The 20364-nt window shown below is 69.6% G+C and carries 18 protein-coding genes, 1 tRNA gene and 1 riboswitch; of the genes, 11 read left to right on the top strand and 8 right to left on the bottom strand.

What is annotated here, in order from left to right:
- Nucleotides 1-9: 9 nt before the first annotated feature.
- Nucleotides 10-450 carry a DUF2752 domain-containing protein gene (locus tag AC1DYG_RS03630; protein WP_477638538.1) on the top strand — a complete coding sequence of 147 codons (441 nt, stop codon included), beginning with the start codon at nucleotides 10-12 and terminating at the stop codon, nucleotides 448-450.
- 132 nt (nucleotides 451-582) lie between these two features.
- On the top strand, nucleotides 583-903 hold the full coding sequence (locus AC1DYG_RS03625; RefSeq protein ID WP_477638537.1) for a CD225/dispanin family protein: 321 nt from the start codon (nucleotides 583-585) through the stop codon (nucleotides 901-903).
- A 99-nt stretch (nucleotides 904-1002) separates the two neighbouring features.
- Here the strand turns inward: AC1DYG_RS03625 and AC1DYG_RS03620 are convergent, their stop codons facing one another.
- The 3 genes from AC1DYG_RS03620 to AC1DYG_RS03610 all read right to left on the bottom strand — a co-directional run bounded on the left by AC1DYG_RS03620 (nucleotide 1003) and on the right by AC1DYG_RS03610 (nucleotide 4313).
- The gene (locus AC1DYG_RS03620; RefSeq protein ID WP_477638536.1) at nucleotides 1003-1668 is read right to left on the bottom strand and encodes an RDD family protein; all 666 of its coding nucleotides are present in this window, start codon (nucleotides 1666-1668) and stop codon (nucleotides 1003-1005) included.
- A 60-nt stretch (nucleotides 1669-1728) separates the two neighbouring features.
- Nucleotides 1729-3018: a DUF4032 domain-containing protein gene (locus tag AC1DYG_RS03615; protein ID WP_477638535.1), complete on the bottom strand. Its 1290-nt coding sequence runs from the start codon at nucleotides 3016-3018 to the stop codon at nucleotides 1729-1731.
- A 179-nt stretch (nucleotides 3019-3197) separates the two neighbouring features.
- Nucleotides 3198-4313, bottom strand: a complete 1116-nt coding sequence (locus tag AC1DYG_RS03610) for an ABC transporter ATP-binding protein (protein WP_477638534.1) — start codon at nucleotides 4311-4313, stop codon at nucleotides 3198-3200.
- 281 nt (nucleotides 4314-4594) lie between these two features.
- Here AC1DYG_RS03610 and AC1DYG_RS03605 point away from each other — a divergent pair, with 281 nt between their 5' ends.
- Entirely contained in the window at nucleotides 4595-5608 is a 1014-nt protein-coding gene (locus AC1DYG_RS03605; protein ID WP_477638533.1) for a LacI family DNA-binding transcriptional regulator, read from the top strand.
- A gap of 186 nt (nucleotides 5609-5794) precedes the next feature.
- Here AC1DYG_RS03605 and AC1DYG_RS03600 read toward each other — a convergent pair whose 3' ends face one another.
- From AC1DYG_RS03600 to AC1DYG_RS03580, 5 genes are all read right to left on the bottom strand, one after another.
- Nucleotides 5795-6577, bottom strand: a complete 783-nt coding sequence (locus AC1DYG_RS03600) for a hypothetical protein (protein WP_477638532.1) — start codon at nucleotides 6575-6577, stop codon at nucleotides 5795-5797.
- 95 nt (nucleotides 6578-6672) lie between these two features.
- A complete protein-coding gene (locus tag AC1DYG_RS03595; protein WP_477638531.1) occupies nucleotides 6673-7077 on the bottom strand; it encodes a DUF6318 family protein in 405 nt (134 codons plus the stop codon).
- Nucleotides 7040-7201, bottom strand: coding sequence for a hypothetical protein (locus tag AC1DYG_RS03590; protein WP_477638530.1), 162 nt, complete (start codon nucleotides 7199-7201; stop codon nucleotides 7040-7042). The genes AC1DYG_RS03595 and AC1DYG_RS03590 overlap by 38 nt, the downstream gene beginning before the upstream one ends.
- Nucleotides 7202-7370: 169 nt before the next feature.
- A complete protein-coding gene (gene otsB, locus AC1DYG_RS03585; protein WP_477638529.1) occupies nucleotides 7371-8141 on the bottom strand; it encodes a trehalose-phosphatase in 771 nt (256 codons plus the stop codon).
- Nucleotides 8138-9652 (bottom strand): alpha,alpha-trehalose-phosphate synthase (UDP-forming), encoded by a 1515-nt coding sequence (locus AC1DYG_RS03580; protein ID WP_477638528.1) that lies wholly within the window; start codon nucleotides 9650-9652, stop codon nucleotides 8138-8140. Before AC1DYG_RS03580 ends, otsB begins: the two co-directional genes overlap by 4 nt.
- A 213-nt stretch (nucleotides 9653-9865) precedes the next feature.
- Between AC1DYG_RS03580 and AC1DYG_RS03575 the strand changes: the two genes are divergently transcribed.
- From AC1DYG_RS03575 to AC1DYG_RS03540, 8 genes are all read left to right on the top strand, one after another.
- Entirely contained in the window at nucleotides 9866-10294 is a 429-nt protein-coding gene (locus tag AC1DYG_RS03575) for a CBS domain-containing protein (protein WP_477638527.1), read from the top strand.
- Nucleotides 10295-10358: 64 nt separating this feature from the next.
- Nucleotides 10359-12047 (top strand): serine/threonine-protein kinase, encoded by a 1689-nt coding sequence (locus AC1DYG_RS03570; RefSeq protein ID WP_477638526.1) that lies wholly within the window; start codon nucleotides 10359-10361, stop codon nucleotides 12045-12047.
- Nucleotides 12044-13624, top strand: coding sequence for a threonine/serine exporter family protein (locus AC1DYG_RS03565; protein WP_477638525.1), 1581 nt, complete (start codon nucleotides 12044-12046; stop codon nucleotides 13622-13624). The genes AC1DYG_RS03570 and AC1DYG_RS03565 overlap by 4 nt, the downstream gene beginning before the upstream one ends.
- A 226-nt stretch (nucleotides 13625-13850) precedes the next feature.
- A riboswitch (cyclic di-AMP (ydaO/yuaA leader) is annotated at nucleotides 13851-14003 on the top strand.
- Between the two features lie 12 nt (nucleotides 14004-14015).
- Complete coding sequence (locus tag AC1DYG_RS03560) at nucleotides 14016-14741, top strand: transglycosylase family protein (RefSeq protein ID WP_477638524.1); 726 nt, start codon at nucleotides 14016-14018, stop codon at nucleotides 14739-14741.
- 173 nt (nucleotides 14742-14914) lie between these two features.
- Nucleotides 14915-14987, top strand: a tRNA-Thr gene (locus AC1DYG_RS03555).
- Between the two features lie 368 nt (nucleotides 14988-15355).
- A complete protein-coding gene (locus AC1DYG_RS03550) occupies nucleotides 15356-15673 on the top strand; it encodes a hypothetical protein (protein WP_477638523.1) in 318 nt (105 codons plus the stop codon).
- 438 nt (nucleotides 15674-16111) lie between these two features.
- Entirely contained in the window at nucleotides 16112-16924 is an 813-nt protein-coding gene (locus tag AC1DYG_RS03545) for an SH3 domain-containing protein (RefSeq protein ID WP_477638522.1), read from the top strand.
- Nucleotides 16925-17275: 351 nt separating this feature from the next.
- Complete coding sequence (locus AC1DYG_RS03540) at nucleotides 17276-20257, top strand: DUF7507 domain-containing protein (RefSeq protein WP_477638521.1); 2982 nt, start codon at nucleotides 17276-17278, stop codon at nucleotides 20255-20257.
- Nucleotides 20258-20364: the final 107 nt, after the last annotated feature.

Raw genomic sequence — 20364 nt, 5'->3', positions numbered from 1 at the left:
GAGGCAACAATGACAGCCGTACCGCAGCGCCCCGCACCACCCGTCTCCGCACGGGGGCGCGGGGCGCTGCGGGTGCCTGGTCTGGTCCTGGGCGCAGCGGTGGCCGCAACCACCCTGGTCGCGGCAGTCGACCCCAACGAGTCGGGTCACTACCCGACCTGCCCCTTCCTGATGGTGACCGGCTACTACTGCCCGGGGTGCGGCTCGCTGCGCGCCCTGCACGACCTCGCGCACGGCGACCTCGCCGGCGCGGTGGCCCGCAATCCCTTGATGGTGCTCGCCGCTGGCGGCCTTCTGGTCGGCTTCGTCCTCTGGGCCCGGCGGCTGTGGCGCGGGCTGCCGCGGACCTGGGTGGCGCCTCCAGCGCTCCTGTACGTGCTGCTCACCGTCGTGCTCGCGTTCTGGGTGCTGCGCAACCTCCCCGGCTGGACCTGGCTGTCGCCAGCCTGAGCGCGCCAGCAGTCCCATCCATTTGGGCGCACCCTGGCTGACTCCCGGCGCGACTCGGGTTGCGTCCGCTAGCGTTTCGCCCTGCCGCGCCCATTGGGGGGAGCGGCGCCGCAGACCCGAAGGGACCCGCGCATGTCCGACTATGGCACCCCGCCGCCTCCGCCGCCCGCGGCCAGCTACAACCCTGCTGGAGTGGGTGGCACCCCGCCGCCGAACTACCTGGTGTGGGCGATCCTGTCCACCGTTCTGTGCTGCCTGCCGCTCGGCGTCGTCTCCATCGTCTACGCCGCCCAGGTCAACAGCAAGTGGCAGGCGGGCGACGTCGCCGGGGCAGCAGACGCCTCGGCCAAGGCCAAGAAGTTCGCGATGTGGTCGGCGATCGCCGCGGTGGCCGGCGCCCTCGTGTGGCTGTTCTTCGTCGTGGTGGTCGCAGCCATCAGCAACGGTTCCTGACCCCCAGCCAGCACGCACACCCTGGTTGCACGTGTCCATGGTCTGGAGGCACAGGGCCCTGGACAGGTCAGTCAGCGTTGGGGCACGCAATCAGCCCAGTCAGCCCTTGGGCACCTCGACGACGACCGTGCTGAGGATCTTGTCGGCGAACGTCTGTCGCTTGTCGTCCCACAGCGGCCAGAGGTAGCCGACGTAGGCGAACCCGTCGAGGGCGTGGGCCAGGTCGCGCACGAAGGCCATCCCGGCGCCGATCGGCTGCCCAGTGCCCTCGTCGACCAGCCTGACGCCCATCACCTTCTTGCCGATGCTCTGCCCGGTGCGTCCTTGCCTGAAGGCACGGTTCCAGATCTGGAGGCCGATCATGAGCGCCAGACCCGCCAGCACGAGCAGTCCCCCGGCGACCATCAGGCCGGTGTTGCCTTCCTTGGGCGGTGCGTAGTCCGAGTACCTGCCGTCGTAGCCCCCGGAGTCCGGGGCGCCGACAACGAACAGGACCACGCCCACGATGTACGGCACCACGCCGATGAGCTGGACGAGGCCGTCGATGAGGTACGCCGCGACCCGGGTGCCCCAGCCGGCGAGCGGCCCCCAGGGTGAGCCGACCCGGTATGCCGTGGGGGCGGCATACCCGGGCGGTGCGCCGTAGGCGGGTGCCTGGGTCCACGGCTGCGCCGGTGGCTGGGTCGGCTGGGCGGGCTCGGCCTGTTGGGTCGGCTGTGGAGCGGCTGGCTGTGGAGCGGTTGGCTGGTTCGGCTGGTCGGCCACGGGTCCCCCTGCGGATCGGCGCACGTCGTTGATCGTGCGGGCGCCGTCACCCTAGCGTTGCTAGGCCTGGTGCCGAGGAGAAGGCCGCGGGTCGTCGTCGGCGGTGTCGGCGAACATCGCCACCACCGGCATCTCGACCGTGTCGACGCCCACCACGGTCGCCTCGTCGGGTTTGCTCGGCAGCACCGTCGACACGTAGTCGCGGATCGCGTCCTCGATCGGCATGTCGTGACCGGCCCGCTCGGAGAGGTACCACCGGTGTTCGAGGACCTCGTGGAACAGCTCGGCGGGTTCGAGCTTGCCGGCCAGGTCGCGCGGGACTGCGCGGGTGATGGGTTCGTAGATCCTGGCGAGCCAGTCGTGCGCGACGATCTCCTCGTCGTCGTTCTGACGGTCGGTGTCGGCGCGGTAGGAGTCGAGGTCGTTGAGCAGCCGGCGCGCCTGGTTCTCCTCGACGTCGAGGCCGGTGAGCCGCAGCAGGCGCCGCGAGTGGTGACCGGCGTCGACGACCTTGGGCTGGATCTGGATCGTGGTGCCGCCGATGTCGGTGGAGATCGCGAGCTCGTCGACGTCGAAGCCGAGCTCGTTCAGGCGGCGGATCCGCTCGTCGACGCGCCACCGGTCCCCACTCTCGAACCGCTCGAGGCCGGTGAGCTCGTTCCACAGGTCGGCGTAGCGGGTGACGATGCGGTTGGACGTGTCGACCGGGTCGACCCCGGCCTCGAGGAAACCGCCGGCCTCGAGGTCCATCAGCTCACCGGCGATGTTCACGCGGGCGATGTCGAGGTCGTGCTCGCGCTGCCCCGCGGTCAGGGTCTGGTGCAGCTCACCGGTCTCCGCGTCGACAAGGTATGCCGCGAACGCGCCGGCATCGCGCCGGAACAGCGTGTTGGACAGCGACACGTCGCCCCACCAGAAGCCGACGAGGTGCAGTCGGACCAACAGCACCGCCAACGCGTCGATCAGCCGGGTCGAGGTGTCAGGGCGCAGCGACTGGCTGAACAGGGCGCGGTAGGGCAGCGAGAACTGGAGGTGCCGGGTGATGAGGCAGGCGTCGAGGGGTTCGCCGTCGGTGGCCTCGCGTCCGCTGACGACGCCGAACGGCACCACGCAGGGCAGGTCGAGCCTTCCCAGCATCCTGAGCATCTGGTACTCGCGCGCCGCGATGTCGGCCTTGATCTCCTTGACGGCCAGGACCCGTCCGGACAGCTTGACGAACCGCACCACATGCCGCGAGATGCCGCGGGGCAGTGCGGCGAGGTGCTCCTCCGGCCAGGTCTCCAAGGGGAGCTCCCACGGGAGGTCGAGCAGGGCCGGGTCAGGTCGTGCCGCAGTGATCTGGAGTGCCACGTCCTCAGCCTCGCTCTGGTGTCGTGGGCAGCGTCAACAAGGTTCCACAAGAGGTGAGATCCACGCCTGGGGCGGTGAATCCTCGGGGCAGAAACCGGTGTGGCCGGCTCCCGTGAACGGGAACCGGCCACACGGCATACCTGACTGGGCTGCCGCTTCGGTCTGTCGCCTGGGGGCGGTCAGGCTTCGAGCCGGAGGCCGTTCTCGGCGTCGAAGAGGTGCAGGTGGCCCTGCTTGGGGGAGAGGTAGACGGTCTCGCCCTTCTTCGGGGGCTTGCGGCCGTCGACCCGGGCGATGAACGGACGCTCGGGGGCGTCGCTGTCGTCGTCGGCCTCCATGTGCTGGTGCACCTTGGCGGAGCCGTAGATGTAGGCGTCCGCGCCGAGCTCCTCGACCACGTCGACCGTGACGGGGATGCCGCCGCCGGTGTCGGTGGTCAGCTCGAGGTCCTCGGGCCGCACGCCCATCGTGATGGACTTGCCGTGCGCCTTCGCGAGGATGTCGCGGTCGACCGGCATGACGCTGCCACTGACCTTGACGCCGCCGTCAGCGACATCGACGTCGAGCAGGTTCATGGCCGGCGAGCCGATGAAGCCGGCGACGAAGACGTTGTTCGGGTGGTCGTACATGCGGCGCGGGGTGTCGCACTGCATGAGGAGGCCGTCCTTGAGCACCGCAACACGGTCACCCATCGTCATGGCCTCGACCTGGTCGTGGGTGACGTAGACCGTGGTGACGCCGAGCCGACGCTGCAGCGAGGCGATCTGGGTGCGCGTCTGGACGCGGAGCTTGGCGTCGAGGTTGGACAGCGGCTCGTCCATGAGGAACACCTGGGGGGAGCGCACGATCGCGCGGCCCATCGCGACGCGCTGGCGCTGGCCACCGGAGAGGGCCTTCGGCTTGCGCTCGAGGTACTGCTCGAGGTCGAGGATCTTGGCGGCCTCTTCGACGCGCTTGCGGATCTCGCCCTTGTCGACGCCGGCGATCTTGAGCGCGAAGCCCATGTTGTCGGCAACCGTCATGTGCGGGTAGAGCGCGTAGTTCTGGAAGACCATCGCGACGTCGCGGTCCTTGGGGGACAGGTTGGTGACGTCGCGGTCGCCGATCCAGATCTTGCCGGCGTTGACCTCTTCGAGGCCCGCGAGCATGCGCAGGGAGGTGGACTTGCCACATCCGGAGGGACCGACCAGGACGAGGAACTCGCCGTCCTCGATGTCGATGTTGAGCTTGTCAACCGAGGGCTTGTCATTGCCCGGGTAGAGCCGGGTTGCCTCGTCGAACTTGACTGTTGCCATGGCTACGTTGCCTCTCCTTCACCGGCAGGAACGTGCCGGACGATCCGTTGTAAAGGGTGGTGCTGCCGCTGACGTCGGTGTCCGCGGTGGGCTCAGTCTGGCCCAGCGGGGGGCGTTGCGCCAGTGTTGGTCCGGCCGGTGGGCGCCGGAGTGGAAACGTTTGCGCAAAGCGATGGGTATGCCGCGGGGCGTCGGCGCGCMCGCGGCGCGCCCGCGGCATACCTGAAATTTCTTGCAGGGTGTCGGCGGCCAGCCCTGCAACTTCTTGCTAACGTCGCGGCATGAAGGCGAGACTGGCTGACATCGCGGCGCACGCCGATGTCAGCGAGGCGACCGTCAGCAGGGTGCTCAACGGCAAGCCCGGGGTCGCCGAATCCACCCGCGAGGCCGTGCTGACCTCGCTGGACATCCTCGGGTACGACCGGCCGTCGCGGCTGCGGCGCAAGACCGCCGACCTCGTCGGGCTGATTGTGCCTGAACTGACCAACCCGATCTTCCCGGCGTTCGCGCAGATCATCGAGACGGCGCTGGCCCGGCACCAGTTCACGCCGGTGCTGTGCACCCAGACCCCCGGTGGGGTGCATGAGGACGAGTACGTGCAGATGCTGCTGGATCGCGGCGTCGCGGGGATCATCTACGTCTCGGGCCAGCACGCCGACGTCACCACCGATCCCGAGCGGTACACCAGCCTGCGCGAGCGGGAGCTGCCGATCGTGCTCGTCAACGGCTACTGCGAGGGCATCGACGCGCCGTTCATCTCCAACGACGACGTCGCCTCGATGGAGCTGGCGCTGACCCACCTCGTCCAGCTCGGCCACACCCAGATCGGGCTGGCCGTCGGGCCGGAGCGGTTCGTGCCGGTCATCCGCAAGATCGACGGGTTCCGTGCCTCGATGAAGAACCTGCTCGGTCGCGACGACGTCGACGAGCTCATCGAGCGGACCATGTTCTCGGTCGAGGGTGGCGACACCGCCGGGGCCAGGCTGATCGAGAAGGGCTGCACGGCTGTCGTCTGCGGCTCCGACCTGATGGCGCTGGGCGCGATCCGGGCGGCACGGCGGGTGGGCAAGCAGGTGCCGGCGGACTTCTCGGTGGTGGGCTACGACGACTCGCCCCTCATCGCTTTCACGGACCCGCCACTGACTACTGTGCGCCAGAGCGTCCAGGCGATGGCCGAGGCGGCCGTGCGGGCCCTGCTCGACGAGATCGCCGGTGAGCCGTCGCCGCGAGCCGAGTACGTCTTCCGGCCCGAGCTCGTGGTGCGTGCCTCGACCGGTGCCGCGCCAACCCGCTGACACCGGCTTGCCTGCGCGACTTGTTGCCTCCTGGTGGTCACGGGCCCGCTGATTCGCGGGGTCGGTGACGATCTGGGCGCAACAAGTCGGGGAGGGGGGCACTTGTTGCCTCCTGGTGGTCACGGGCCCGCTGATTCGCGGGGTCGGTGACGATCTGAGCGCAACAAGTCGGGGAGGGGGCGACGGTCAGCGGGTGTAGAGCCTCGCCTTGGCGGTCTTGACGGTCAGGGTCTCGGGCGTGCCCTGGATCGTCACGTCACCGGGGATGTCGATCCACTCACCGCCGTTGACGCGGAACTCACCGGTGTAGGTGGCATCGGCCCGAACGGTGAAGTCCCCGGCCTGCGGGTACGACTTGGTGATGTCGCCCTCCGGGTACGGACCACCCAGGGATGTCGTCGGACCACTCGTCGTGCCGTCGCCGTAGACGTAGGTGATGCTCTTGGCCCTCGGCCTGATCTCCACCCGGAAGCCGGCCATCCGCGCCGGGTCCACCTGGTCGACCTCTCCCGGTTGGTACCCACTCTGGGGCCACCGGGTCTCGAAGTACGTCGGCAGGGTCACGAGGGTCACGTTGCCCTTGGGCTGGACTTCGAGCGTCGGCTTCGCGAACGCGGTGTCGTGGAACGCCGCCAGCACCATCGCCATCGTCACGATCGGTCGCGCGCCGGGAGCCCCCTCGGGGATACACGTGATTCCGTACTGTTCCCACGCAGTCTTGGGCCGGCCCGATGCGTCGACCTCGCGGCGGAACAGGCGGACGCTCGGCCCCAGCCCCTGCTGTTCGGTGTTGCCCGCGCAGTACTTCGCTGCGGGCGTGCACAGGTCGTCCGGGTGCGCGGAGTCGGGAGTGTTGGTCCCACAGTTTGCGACGGAGCCGTACTCGTACAGAGTCGCAGTCTTGGCAGCCTTGGCCGCGGCTGCCACCGCCTTGATCTGCCGCAGCTCCTCTCGATCCAAGGCGTTCACTCGCGCTCCGCCCTTGGTTGTGCCACCCCCATACGTCGCGGACGCGGGAAGGGCACCTGCGACGATCAGTATCAAACACAGAAGGCCGACCCGGTCTAGGCGATGTCGTACAGAATCCACTGATCCCCCCTCCACAAGAGTGCCACCGTGCGCGTGAGCTTTTGGTACGGATCCGTCAGGACGACTGCGCCGTTGGAGTCGATGACATCCACCTTCTTTTGGATCATCTGCACGTGGACGTGGGTCTGGTCCTCGAACCCCCCGACGGCATCGACGGACTGGATGCTGACTGGACTCGACCGGTACCGCCGCCCCTTCGCCACCAGTTCCGCGGCTGTCTTTTGCAGATCCTTGCAGGACAAGCAGCCCGGGTCGCTGAGGGGCGGGATCAGGCTGGCATCGGGCTTGCTCCACGCAAGGGCAGTCTGCTCGAGGAAGAAGCGTGCGAAGGCTTCGGCGCCTTCAGGGGTGTGGGCTCGCGCCGCCGCCGGGAGGTCCACCGTCGGGGTCGGCGGACTTGTCGTCGTGCCCAAACCAGTCGTGCCACTCGACGGCGAACTCGTCGTCGAACTCCGCGACGACGTCGAACTGCTCGCCGGCGGGTCGTCGCCCCCACTCGTGCACCCCGCCAAGGCCAGCGCCGCCCCAAGCGCGCACGCGGCATACAGACGCACAGGACCCACGGTCGATCTCCCCTTCGGCAGCCCCCCGCTACCCGATCGCACGCGAGTCTAGGCAAACAGACGCCACCACGCCCAGTGCCATCCACAGGGTGGTCAGAGGCGACGCCCAGCTACCGCCCCGAGCGTCGCTCGAACACCAGGCGCAGGGCCTCGGCGGCGTCCTCGGGGGAGTCCACGCGGAACCGCGCAGCCGTCTCGCCCGGACCGACCTTGACGGTCAGGTCGTCGGGCCCGAGCGCCCGGAACGCGTCCTCGTCGGTCACGTCGTCGCCGAAATAGGCGACCACGTCCGCGCCCACCTCGTCGCGCAGGGCCACCAGGGCGGAACCCTTGTCGGCCCGCACCACGCTCACCTCCACCACGTGCTTGCCGTGCAGCACGTGCAGTCCGGTATGCCGCGTCGTCACCTCGAGCGCCGCCGCTTCCGCTTCGCGGGCGGCGGACGCATCGGCCATCCGGCGGGTGTGCAGAACCACGGCGGTCGGCTTGAACTCCAGCCCGGCGCCGGGGGGCAGGCTGCCGCACAGGTCCTTCAGGTCGTCCGTGACCCGGTGGAGTGCCAACTGCTGGTCGGCGGTCAGTCCATCAGTGCCTATTGAGCTGGTCTCCGCGCCGTGGCTGCCGATCCGGGTCACCGCGCTGTCGCCCAGACCGGTGAGCAGGGTCAACGTCTCCAGGTCGCGCCCGGACACCACCGCGGCATACGTGGAAGGAAGGGCCGCCAGCCCTTCCAGGCTCTCGATCGTGCCCGGCAACGCTCGAGACGCCATCGGGTCGTGGACGAGGGGTGCGAGCACTCCGTCGAAGTCGGACGCGACGAGCACCGTTGGTGCCACGGCGAATTCGTCGATCGCCGCCGTCAACGCGGGCGTCAGGGTCACGGGGTGGAGTCCTCGGCCTGGTGCAGGTCGCGCGCCTTGCGGTCGGCCGTGGCGTGCTCGTCGTCGGCCTTCTGCTCCTTGGTCGTGCGCTGCGGTCGGTCGGGTGCCACCTCGAGGGCTTCGAGGAAGCGGGACGCCCACCGCTGCACGTCGTGGTCGGCGACGCGGCGCCGCATCGCGCGCATCAGGCGCCGCTTCTCCTTCTCCGGCGTCTCGATGGCCCGCATGATCGTCTGCTTCAGGCCCTCGATGTCGTGCGGGTTGCAGACGAACGCCTGGTGCAGCTCATGGAAGGCCCCGGTGAACTCCGAGAGCACCAGCGCGCCGCCCTCGTCGTACCGGCAGGTGACGTACTCCTTGGCGACGAGGTTCATGCCGTCGCGCAGTGGGGTCACGAGGACCACGTCGGCCGCGAGGAACAGCGCCGCCATCTCCTGGCGGGGGTAGGAGTGGTGGAGGTACTGGACCGCGGGCGCGCCGATGCGACTGTGCTCTCCGTTGAGGCGTCCGACCTCGCCCTCGATCTCGTGTCGCAGCTCGCGATAGGCGGCCACCCGTTCGCGGCTCGGCGTGGCCACCTGCACGAAGACCTCGTTGGGCGGCGAGACCTGACCCTCCTCGAGGAGCTCCCCGTAGGCCTTGATCCGGTGGCTGATCCCCTTGGTGTAGTCGAGTCGGTCCACGCCGAGGAGCAGGGTCCGGGGGTTGCCGAGCGACTCGCGGATCTCCTTGGCGCGCTGCATCGTCTCGGGCTGCTTGGCCACGGCCTCGAGCCCGACGTAGTCGATGGAGATCGGGACGGCGCTGGCCCGCACCCGCCGGCTGTCCTCGGCGCGCGAGACCGAGACCGTGTCGCCCTTGGTGGGCAGTCCCAGCAGCTGCCGGCAGGCGCGGACGAAGTTCTGGGCGTCGGCGACCCGCTGGAACCCCAGGTAGTCGGCCCCCAGCAGTCCCTCGAGCACGGCCCGTCGCCACGGCAGCTGGGCGAACAGCTCGACCGGCGGGAACGGGATGTGGTCGAACCAGCCGATCCGCACGTCCGGACGCAGCTCGCGCACCATCGCGGGCACGAGCTGGAGCTGGTAGTCGTGGACCCACACGGTCGCGCCCTTCGCGGCAACCTCGCAGATCGCCTCGGCGAACCGGCGGTTGACCGTCTCGTAGGCGGTGAACCAGTACCGGTGGAACGTCGCCGGGACGATGACGTCGTGGTAGATCGGCCAGAGCGTGTCGTTGCTGAAGCCCTCGTAGTAGTGGGCGACCTCGTCCTCGGACAGCGCCACCGGCCGCAGGTACATGTCGTCCTCGACGAACGGTGCGGGGGCATCGCCGGCCTCACCGGCCCAGCCGACCCAGGCGCCGTCGCGGCCACGCATGACCGACTCCATGGCGGTCACCAGACCGCCCGGGCTGGTCCGCCAGGACTCCTCCCCGTCGGCGCCCACGACCCGGTCCACGGGCAATCGGTTGGCGGCAATGACCAGGTCGAACTGCTGCTGGCTGCGAGGCACAGGAAATCAACTCCACGGTGTAGTTGCAGTGGCAACCCTATGTCGCGAGCCGACCAGGCGGCATACCGAGTCCCACCCGGCCCTCCCGCAACCTGAGCACCCCAGAGGGCGCTCAGGTTGCGGGAAGCGTCGGTCGTGGGAGGTGCGATGCGGGTATGCCGCGTGCGTGGACTTCCCCTAGCGGTGACCCTCCCAGCGGTCTACCGTCTGAGCATGAGGATCTCGGATGTCGTGCGACGCAAGGGTGGCCAAGTGGTCACCATCCGCTCCGAAGAGACCGTGGAACGGTTGCTCGACCTGCTCGCTGAGCACCGCATCGGTGCCCTCGTCGTGAGTGACGACGGTGACAGCGTGACCGGCATCGTCAGCGAGCGCGACGTCGTGCGCCACCTGCACAGTGACGGCGCCGCCGTGCTCCTGGCGCCCGTGGGCTCGATCATGACGGCCGACGTGCAGACGTGCGGGCCTGATGTCCAGATCGATGAGCTGGCCCGCACCATGACCGAGATGCGCATCCGCCACGTGCCGGTCGTCGTCGACGGCAAGCTGCACGCGATCGTCAGCATCGGCGACATCGTCAAGCACCGGATCGACGAGCTCCAGTCCGAGCGTGACCAACTTGTTGGCTACATCCAGCAGTAACCTCACCCGGTTCACAGGGGTCACTCACGTACCGTAGGGGGATGACGACGCAGGACGTGGGGGGATGACGACCGAGGCGATGGAGGGCAGCAACGGTCGGCCCGCCGCGTCCGACGGCCTCCGGATCGGCCCCTACCGCCTCATCCAGCAGCTCGGTGAGGGCGGCATGGGCGTCGTCCACCTGGCGCTCGACCCCAGTGGCCGCGCCGTGGCGCTCAAGCTGCTGCGCCCGCACGTGGCGCACGACCGCGACGCCCGCACCCGCCTGGCGCGCGAGGTGCAGGTACTGCGTCGCATCGACGACCACCGCGTCGCGGCCGTGATCGACGCCGACCTCGACGGCGACCGGCCCTACCTCGTGACCCGTTATGTCCCGGGCCCCGCCCTGGACGACGTGGTGAAGGAGTCCGGCCCGATCCGTGGCGGCGACCTGCTCCGGCTGGGCCGTGGGCTCGCCGATGCCCTCCACGCCATCCACGCCGCCGACGTCATCCACCGCGACCTCAAGCCCGGCAACGTGCTGCTCCTCGACGGTGACCCGGTGCTGATCGACTTCGGCATCGCGCACGTCGCCGACGACGTCCGGATCACCATGACCGGGCTGGTCATGGGGACGCCGGGCTACCTGTCTCCCGAAGTAGTCGAGGGTGCGCCCGTCACCGAGGCCACCGACTGGTGGGGCTGGGCCGCCACCCTCGCCTACGCCGCCAGCGGCGCCCCGCCCTTCGGCCGCGGACCGATGGACGTGGTCCTGACGCGGGTCAGTCGTGGCGAGGCGGACCTCACCGGAGTCGACCCGCGCCTCGCCCCGCTCCTGTATGCCGCGCTGTCACCGCAGCCGCGCCAGCGCCCCGACGCCGACGAGGTCGTCAACGCGCTGGAGCGCTACGCCACGGGGCAACCGGTGACCGAGGCGCTCACGACGCCGCCGCGGCATACCCAGGTGTTGGAGCACCGTCCCACCGCCCCGTGGGAACGTCCCGCGGTCGCCGCCACGCCCGTCGCCCTGCCCATCGAACCCGAATGGGCGGCCGAGCAGTGGGCTCCGGAGCCCGAACAGGACCTCGTGCCCTGGGGCGAGCCCGAGGGCGAGGTGTCGGAGTGGCAGGCGGCCTGGGAGGGCGAGGTCGGCGAACCCGACCCGCGCATCGGTCGCCCGGCGCGCACCGGCACCTTGCTGGCCCTGCTCACGGTCATCGTCGCAGCGGCTGCGGGTTTCCCCGTGGTGGCCGCCGTGGTCGCCGTGCTCTGGTCGTGGGCGGCCCGCACCGCAGACCGGTCCGTGACCTCGCTCGTCCTGCGTCGACACCATCGCGGTCGCCGCCGCTCCGACATGCCGCTGGCCGTCGTCGCCAGCCCATGGCACCTCGTCGTGGGCGCACTCGCGACCGTGGTCAGCGCGATCCTGCCGCTCGTCGTGGGGATCTGTGCGGTCTTCAGCACCGCCCTGGCCACCGTCGCCGTCAACAGCGGCTCGCCGCACCCGAACTCCTCGGCGCCTTTGGCTGTGGGCGCGCTGGTGGCGGCCCTGATGGCGTGGTGGGGTCCCGGTGGGTCGGGTCTGCGTCGCGGCACTCGCAGCATCATCCGAGGAGTCAGCCCCGGGGAGCGGGCGACCCAGGCGCTGGTGGTCCTGCTGCTGGTCGCGGCAGGCGGGCTCGCCCTGTGGAGCCTGCAGCACGCCGGTGTTCCCCAGTGGTGGCCCACCCAGGCGCCGTCGGGGCTGCTGTCCGGCGTCGGCCTCACCGCATGACCGAGGGCATCGAGGGCACGTCGGGTCCTGGCACGTCGGGTCCTGGCACGTCGGGTCCCGGCACGTCGGGTCCCGGCACGTCGGGTCCCGGCACGTCGGGTGGAGGGGCGGCAGCACGGCCCACCAAGCGCCGTCCGGTGCTGCGCCAGAGCCGGATCTGGCGGGGGGAGGAGCTCACCGAGACGCTGCCGATGATCGAGAGCCTGCGGCACACGCCCTACCGCAACCCGCGCGTGCTCCAGGCGGCGGCCGAGGAGCGTGAGGCCAGGGCATCCCTCGACCTGGCGCTGCGTGTCGGTGAGCTGATGCTGCGCTGCGGTGCGGACGCTCCGCAGGTCGAGTCGTCCGTGGTGGCGGTGGCCGCTGCCGCAGGGCTGGACAACCTCGAGATCGACATCACGCTCCAGTCGCTGCTGATCCAGTGTTCCTCCGGCTCCGGGGCGCCCATCACCATGCTGCGGGTCGTCCGCTCGTCGACCCGCGACTTCGACCGGCTGACTGCGGTGCACGAGTTCGTGGAAAACCTCGTCGCCGGGTCCTACGACCGCGAGGCGGCCGCTGAGCAGCTGCGCGAGATCCGCCGGGCACCGCGGTTCTGGCCCAAGTGGGCGGTACGGGGTTCACTCGGCCTGCTCGCCGCTGCCATCGCCGTCATGCTCGGCGCCGGTTTCGTCGCTGCCGTGGTCGCGGGGATCTCGGCCCTCCTGGTGGGGTATGCCGCGCGCGTGCTGGGGCGCGGCGGCCTGCCCGACTTCTACCAGTGCGCCATCGGCGGCTTCCTGGCGACGACGATCGCGTGGGGCGCCTTCAGCCTCGGCGCGGCCGGGTGGCTGCCCGTGTCGTCGTCCGACTTCGCCTTCATCGTGGCCGGTGGGATCACCGTGCTGCTGCCGGGTCGAACCGTCGCCTCCGCGTTCGAGGACGCGATCTCGGGCTACTCGGTCACGGGCGCCGGCCGGATGTTCGCCGTCTTCCTGACGACGGCCGGCATCATCCTGGGGGTGGCCACGGGCCTGTCCCTCACCCTGGCGCTGACGAGCGCCTTCGACCTCGAGCTCGCCTCTCCCTCGATCATGGCGACGCGGGCCCTGGACGCCCCCGTGGTGCTGGCCGTGGTGGGCGCGTTCGTCGTCGGGGTCGCCGGAGCGGTGTCGCTGCGGAGCCGGCGACTGCTGGTGATCCCCTGTGGACTGCTCTGCGCCGTCGGAGTCGCCGTGTCGCTCGTGGTGTCCCGCGTCGACGGGCTCGGCCAGCTGGCGGCGGCCGGAAGCGCCGCCATCGTGCTGGGGTGCGCCGGCCGACTGCTCGCCCTGCGCATGGGCGCGCCGGCGATGGTGCTGGTCGTGCCGGCGTCCTACGGGCTGCTGCCGGGTCTGGCCATCTTCCGGGGGCTCTACGAGATGGTGAACGGCTCGTCGGCGAACTCCGGGACACTGTCGCTCCAGGGCGGGCTGACGACCCTGCTCGGGGCGATGGCGGTGCTGCTCGCCATCGCGGCCGGCAGCGTGCTCGGGGAGTTCATGGCCGCGCCGTTCGACCACCGCATGGTCCAGAAGCGACGGGCCCGTCGGCGCTGACCGACCAGCCCGTCCCGGTGGTGTCCGGGCGCCGACGGGCACGGAGGCACGCGCCCAGGGACCGGCGCCGATCGACTGCCGGGCGGCGGGCCCCGTCAATCTGTCCGAATTGCTTGTCGCTGGGGGCGGTGGCCTCTACGGTGGACAACCTGCGCAAACGCGCTCTCACAACTGCACACGGCATACCCAATCAGCCATGCACATCCACCGCGCCGAGCCTCGTCAGGTGGATGTCTTGCCGGAAGATCTCCGGGCAGACGAGGACGGGGGACCCAATCCGGCCACCACGGTGGCCTTGGGGTGAAGTCGGCTCCGGCCGACCGGGCACCTGACAGCCCGAACCCGACAGCTCACCCCGCAGGCGCCGGTCAGGAGAGGAACTCCCCCCGCCATGTTCTATGCCCCGAAGCACTCTGCTCGGAAGCTCAACCCCGTCCGCCGTCGGGTCACCGGTGTCGCCGTCGCCGGTGTCGCCACCGTGGCGGGAGGCATGGCGACCGCGACCTCCGCCTCGGCGGCGTCGACCGTGTGGGACCGGGTCGCCGCGTGTGAGAGCGGTGGGAACTGGTCCATCAACACGGGCAACGGCTACTACGGCGGCCTGCAGTTCTCCGACCGCACCTGGGACGCCTTCGGCGGCGAGCGCTATGCCGCGACCGCGAACCGCGCCTCCAAGGCCCAGCAGATCTCCATCGCCCAGAAGGTCCTCGCCTCGCAGGGGCCCGGTGCCTGGCCGACCTGTGGCGCCCGGGCCGGACTGACCCGCGCGAACGGCGGGGCGGTCAACGCCGGTTCGACCACGACTCAGACAGCCGCGTCGCGCTCGACCGTGCGCACGGCTCCCACGTCGCCCGCCGGCGCGCTGGCCGTCGACGGCATCCGCGGGCCCAAGACGAACGCGGCCATCGAGCGCTGGGTCGGGGGTTCGGTGAACGGCACCCTGTCGCGCACCGACGTGAAGGCGTTGCAGCGCAAGGTCGGCTCGGCGCCTGACGGCGTCATCGGCCCGAAGACGGTCGCCGCCCTCCAGGCGAAGATCGGCGCCCGGAAGAACGGCTCGCACTCCCTCGACCGCTCCACCGTGCGATCGCTGCAGAGCTACCTCAACGCCCGCTGACCTCTTGCGACTTGTTGCTCTGTGGTGGTCACTGACCGGCCTGAGCGGCGATCCGTGACGTTCACGCGGCAACAAGTGCCTACCCGCTGCGACTGATTGCCGCGCGGTGGTCAGGAATTCTCGACGAGGACGTCCGCGCCGGTACCATCGTCGCCGTCTGCTGCGGCAGGCACGCCGGCGTGGCGCAATTGGCAGCGCACTTGTCTTGTAAACAAGGGGTTAGGGGTTCAAGTCCCCTCGTCGGCTCTCTCTGACGTGTATGACTTCGCCGGATGCTTGGCGGGGGGCTTCGGTTGATGCCCGACAGTGTGTCGGTTGACGGTTGACGGTTGACGGCCATGCCGGCCGATCCCGGCCGTTCCGTGACCGCCTCCGACCGTCCCCAACCGTCCCCAACCGTCCCCAACCGTCCCCTACCGTCCCTGGCCGGTTGGTCGGTCGATCGGCGACCGGTAGGCGGTGACCTGCGAAGACGCCGCACGAGGCCGTCCGCCGCACCCGCGAGAACAGAGCGTCATCGTCGTATTTGGTCGGCGGCGTCCGGTGATGTAGAAATATCCCGTTCCGGGGGTGATTGGGGTAATTTTCTTATGCGACAGCTACTCAATGGGCTGGTGACGTGTGCTGCCCTTGGGGCGCTGCTGGCGTGGTGCGGGCACGGCGAGGCTGCCTTCGTCGGCACACCCGACCCCCGGCTGGACCGCAGCGTGGCGATGGGTGAGTGGGCCCAGAACAGCATCGACGTACAGCTCGCTGCTCTGGGCTGCGACAAGACGCGTCGCCTCACGGACCTCGTGGCGGTGCGGAACGCGGCGACGGACAAGGCCGGGCACATCCAGTTCGACACCACCACGGTCCGCACCGAGCCGCTCGAGCAGGGGTTCGTGGACGCGGCTGCCGGCAAGGTCTGGGTCGTCGGATGGTGTGGGTGATGCGCCGCGTCTTCGACTGGCTGTGGGACCAGGTGAGGTACCAGGGGCCTGGCCACTCGCGTCGGGTGAAGCGGCGTCGCGACTGCGGGAAGTACTGAGCGGCCTCGAGCTGGCCGAGAGGACGGCGGCCCGGCGTGTCGTCGTAATGCCCAATTGGCGGAACTGGTCTATATGGGGACGGCGCCAATCATCCTCATGATCGCCTGAGAGGCATTCTTCTCCCGCTCGTTCAGGCAAGTGGAAACGTGCGGCGCCGCGATTAAAAGACAGTTCTCGAATATCTCTCCTACGGGAAATCGCCAATATTGGCGGAGGTGACTTCGGATGCTTTTCGCGCGACGAACACATGAAGTTTTGACCGGTGCACGCCATTCTGGGTGGCACCCCTCCTCGGGCCGCCTGGTGCGCCCGTCCCACCCGTCGACCTGCAGGGCAGCCATGGGCGCGATCGCCCTGGGACTTGCGCTGGCAGCCCCGGCGGCAACGACGGCCGAACCGACCCGAGCCGGCCTGCCGCTGTGGGTCGACCCACCGACCACCGCGACGGCGAGGGCGGGCGCTCGGGAATGGCTACCCGTGGTCAGCCACGTCACCGGATCCCGACTCGGTGACGTGGCGCTGGCGTTGACGTATGCCGCGGCCCCACCCGCCGCTTCAGCGCGGCAGGTGTGCGTTAACAGGGCAAACGTGCGCTCCGGCCCGGGCACGTCATACCGGGTCGTCACCAGGCTCGGACGAGGTGCACCAGTGAGGGGGCCGATGGCCAAGGGCTGGCTCAAGCTCCGCAAAGGGCAGTGGATCTCCACCACCGTGACCTGCGCCAAGCGCGCCGGCGCGCCTCCGAAAACCGCGGCCCCGGCCTCTCAGCAGTCCTTCCAGGCCTGGGCGCGGGCCCTGGATCCGGCGGGCAGCGCGACCTGGAAGATCGACTACTCCCGCACCCACGCCAAGGGCTACGTGCGGGGCCTGACGGTGTTCCACGGCTGGGGACAAGCCCGGTCCACGGTCTACATCCAGCCCGGTATGGGCTGGGCCAAGACAAAGATGGTCATGGCGCACGAGGCCATTCACGTCAGGCAGATCAGATATGGGGGCTTCCGTCATTCCCTCGCCGTTTTTGGTTCCATTCCTGGAATGGAGCGCGCGGCCGACTGCGGCGCCACCCTGACGCTGAGGTATGTGGTCCGTGGCGGGTGCTCCGCGGCGCTGACGGCGTCGGTCCGCAACCTTCTCTCCGGGCGTGCCGCATAAGGCAGCTCCCGCCACTATGGCCAGGGCAGTGAGAGGCCCCGTGTGATCCGCAGGGGAACGGATTCACGCGGGGCCTCGGSCGGCATTCCCGCCGGCCGGCCAGTCATAGGGGGTGACCGACCACCACCAAGACGGATCGCCGGGACGGGGCCTTACGCAGGACGGTGACGTCCATCACCTGCGCCGGGTGTGAGCGTCACGATCGGGCGTCGAGGTGGTCTCCCCAGCGACATCTGATGACCCTGGGGGGAGAACAGCATGAAAGCAGTACGGCATGTAACCGGACCGATTGGTGCAATGACCAGAGGGCGGCGGGGGACGGCCTTGGGGGGCCTTCTGAGCCTTGTCGCGGTGATAGGGGCGGCCGGCCTGGCCCTTCCCGCGAACGCAGCCCCGGGCGCCCCCGGAGTTCCCCAGGCGGGGACCTTGCTCTACAGCGAGGACTTCTCTGCCGTGGACGCCAGCGCCGGCCCGGTTCGCATCGGCGCCTACGTCGGCGGCGCGGCGGCTCACGGCGAGACGTATGCCGCGGACGCGGCCTGGGCGCCGGGCGCCGATGCATGCAACGGCTGGGTGATGCGCAAGGGCTCCGCGCTGCCTGCGGACGGTGGCACCCCCGCGGTCGCGGACAACGACCAGTGTGAGCGGAACTCCGCCTGGACCATCCTCGGCGACATGGCCGACGCCATGGGCCGCTACCAGGGGATGTCGCTCGCCCAGTCTGCCGACAACCAGATCCTGAGCGAGTACACCAACAGCACCACCGGAGCGCAGGCAGCCGGCCTCCAGCTCCAGACCACGAACAACTCCATCCCCACGATCGCCGGGCACTTCTACGCCGTCTCGGGGATCTTCGCCGAGACCAACTGCTTCTCCAACCACGCCGTGCAAGAGCTGTCCCTCCTCATCAACGGGGTGCCGACGGTCGTCGGCAACAACTTGGACGCGTGTACTGACCCCAGTCGGCAGGACTTCTCAGTCAACGGTGCCACCTTCAGCGTGGCCAAGCTCCAGTCCGGCGCCCTCCAGGTGCCGGTCACCGGGGCGACGCCGACTCTCGGCATCCGCGTGAGGAACCTGCAGGCCGAGGGCAACGGCAACGACGTCGGCTTCGACCTGCCCCAGCTGGTGGACGTCACCCCGCAGCTCGACAAGGCCTTCTCGCCCACGACGATCACCCAGGGTGGCGCCTCGACCCTCACGTTCACGGTGACGAACACCACCGATCTGATGGCCAAGAACGGCTGGTCGTTCACTGACGACCTGCCCGTCGGGCTCGTGGCTTCCGGGCCGGTCGGAGGCACCTGCGACCTGACGTCCAGCACCGTGTCCAGCGGGAGCATCAGCGCCACTGGGAACCTGGCGCAGAGGGAGGTCTCCTGCACCATCACCGTGCAGGTCACCAGCGACACCCCCGGCGTCTACAACAACTCAGGGTGCACTGACACGACCGGTGCTCCGATCCCGAACTGCACCAACAACATCTCGACCATCGTCGGGCTCTACCCACCGGGTTCGACACCGCTGACCATCCTCCCGGAGGTCGACCTCTCCATCACCAAGAGCGCGAACCTGGACTCGTACACACCGGGTCAGCCGATCACCTACACGGTGACGGTCCACAACGACGGCCCGAGTGACGCGGTCGACGCGACCTTCACCGATCCCATTCCGGCAGCGGTCACCAACCCCTCGTGGACGTGTGCCGTGACCGCGGCGGGAACGGCGACGCTGCCCCCGGCCGGATCAACCACCTGTAGCGCCACCGGCGCCGGTGACATCACCGACACGGTGCGCATCAACGTCGGTGGGACGATCACCTTCACCGTGAACGGTGTCGTCGCCGACGGAACCACTGGCAGCATCGTCAACACTGCGACCGTCGTGCCCGCAGCGGAGACGACCATCCCCGTCATGCCGGGCGGTGGCCCCAACCCGACCCCGGGTTCGACGACGACCGTCCCCACTGTCGATGCGGACTGCTCGCCAGCGCCAAAGGCGGGTTGTTCGGCTTCGGTCACCACGCCGGGAAGCTCGATCGGGGTCGTCAAGTCCATCACGTCGGTGAGCGACACCAACGACGACGGCCTGACCGACGCCGGCGACGTCATCCACTATCGGATCGTGGCGACCAACACCGGTCAGTCGGCCCTGACGGGTGTCTCTGTCACTGACGTGCTCGCGCCGCCCGCCGGCCCGGCACTGACCCTTACGTGCACCCCGGAGGCCCCAGCGACGCTGGCGCCGGCTGCCACCATCGTCTGCACCGCTGACTACGTGATCACGGCGCAGGACGCGCAGGCGGGCCACGTCGGCAACACCGTCACGGCTACCGGCACACCGCCTGATGGGCCCAACGTCACCGCGACGGACACGGCCACCCAGCCCACTCTCGCCGCCACGCCGGGTTTGGCGCTGGTGAAGTCGGCCGCGATCACCAAGGACGCGAACAACGACGCGTTGGCCGGTGTCGGTGACGAGGTCACGTTCTCGTTCACGATCAGGAACACCGGGAACGTGACGATGGACAACGTGTCGGTCAACGACCAGCTCGTGGCGCCGGCCGGTCCGGAGGTCGCGGTGATCTGCCCCTCGGGCCCACTGGCTCCGGGAGCCACGATGGTGTGCTCCTCGAGCGCGTACGTCGTGACCCAGGCCGACGTGGACAAGGGTTCGGTGGCCAACTCGGCCACGGCGTCGGGTACGCCGCACGGGAGCACGACGCCGGTGGTCACTGATCCGTCCGACACCACGACGCCGACGCCGGGCGCGGCACCAGGGCTGTCGATGGTCAAGTCGGCCGAGCTCACCAAGGACGCCAACAACGACGCGTTGGCCGCTCTCGATGACGAGATCGTCTACACGTTCCACGTCAGCAACACCGGAAACACCACGCTCAAGGCGGTTGTGGTGGACGACAGGAGACTGGCCGACCTCGGGATGTCTGTGACCTGCCCGTCGACGACCTTGGCTCCGGGGGATGCGATGGACTGCACCTCGAGTGTGTACGTCGTGACCCAGGCTGACGTCGACGCGGGTCGTGTCCGGAACGTGGCGACGGCCCAGGGAAAGACTCCGCCACCGCCTGGCAGCCAGACGCCCGGCACCGTGACCTCCCCGCCGTCGACTGTCGACGTCCTCACGGGGACCGAGGGTGGGCCTGCCGCTCTCGGGTTCACCGACTCTCCGTCACTCGGGTTCACCGACTCTCCGTCGCTCGCGTTCACCGGGGCGAACGCCGTCCCGCTGGTGGCCGCCGGGGTTCTCCTGCTGATGACGGGACTCGGACTGGTGATGCTGGCTCGTCGTCGACGGGAGTCGCAGAGTGCCTGACAGCGGCGCCCTCGTCCACGGCAACGAGTAAGACCGCATACGGCGGGCGGGTCCCACCCGCCCGCCGTATGCCGTTCCACCCGCGCCGTGCGCTGTCCCGCTCCGTT

This window comes from Pedococcus sp. P1_H8 (assembly GCF_056405175.1).
The sequence above is the reverse complement of the archived record's forward strand: the minus strand, read 5'-3'. Positions and strand labels throughout refer to the sequence as shown.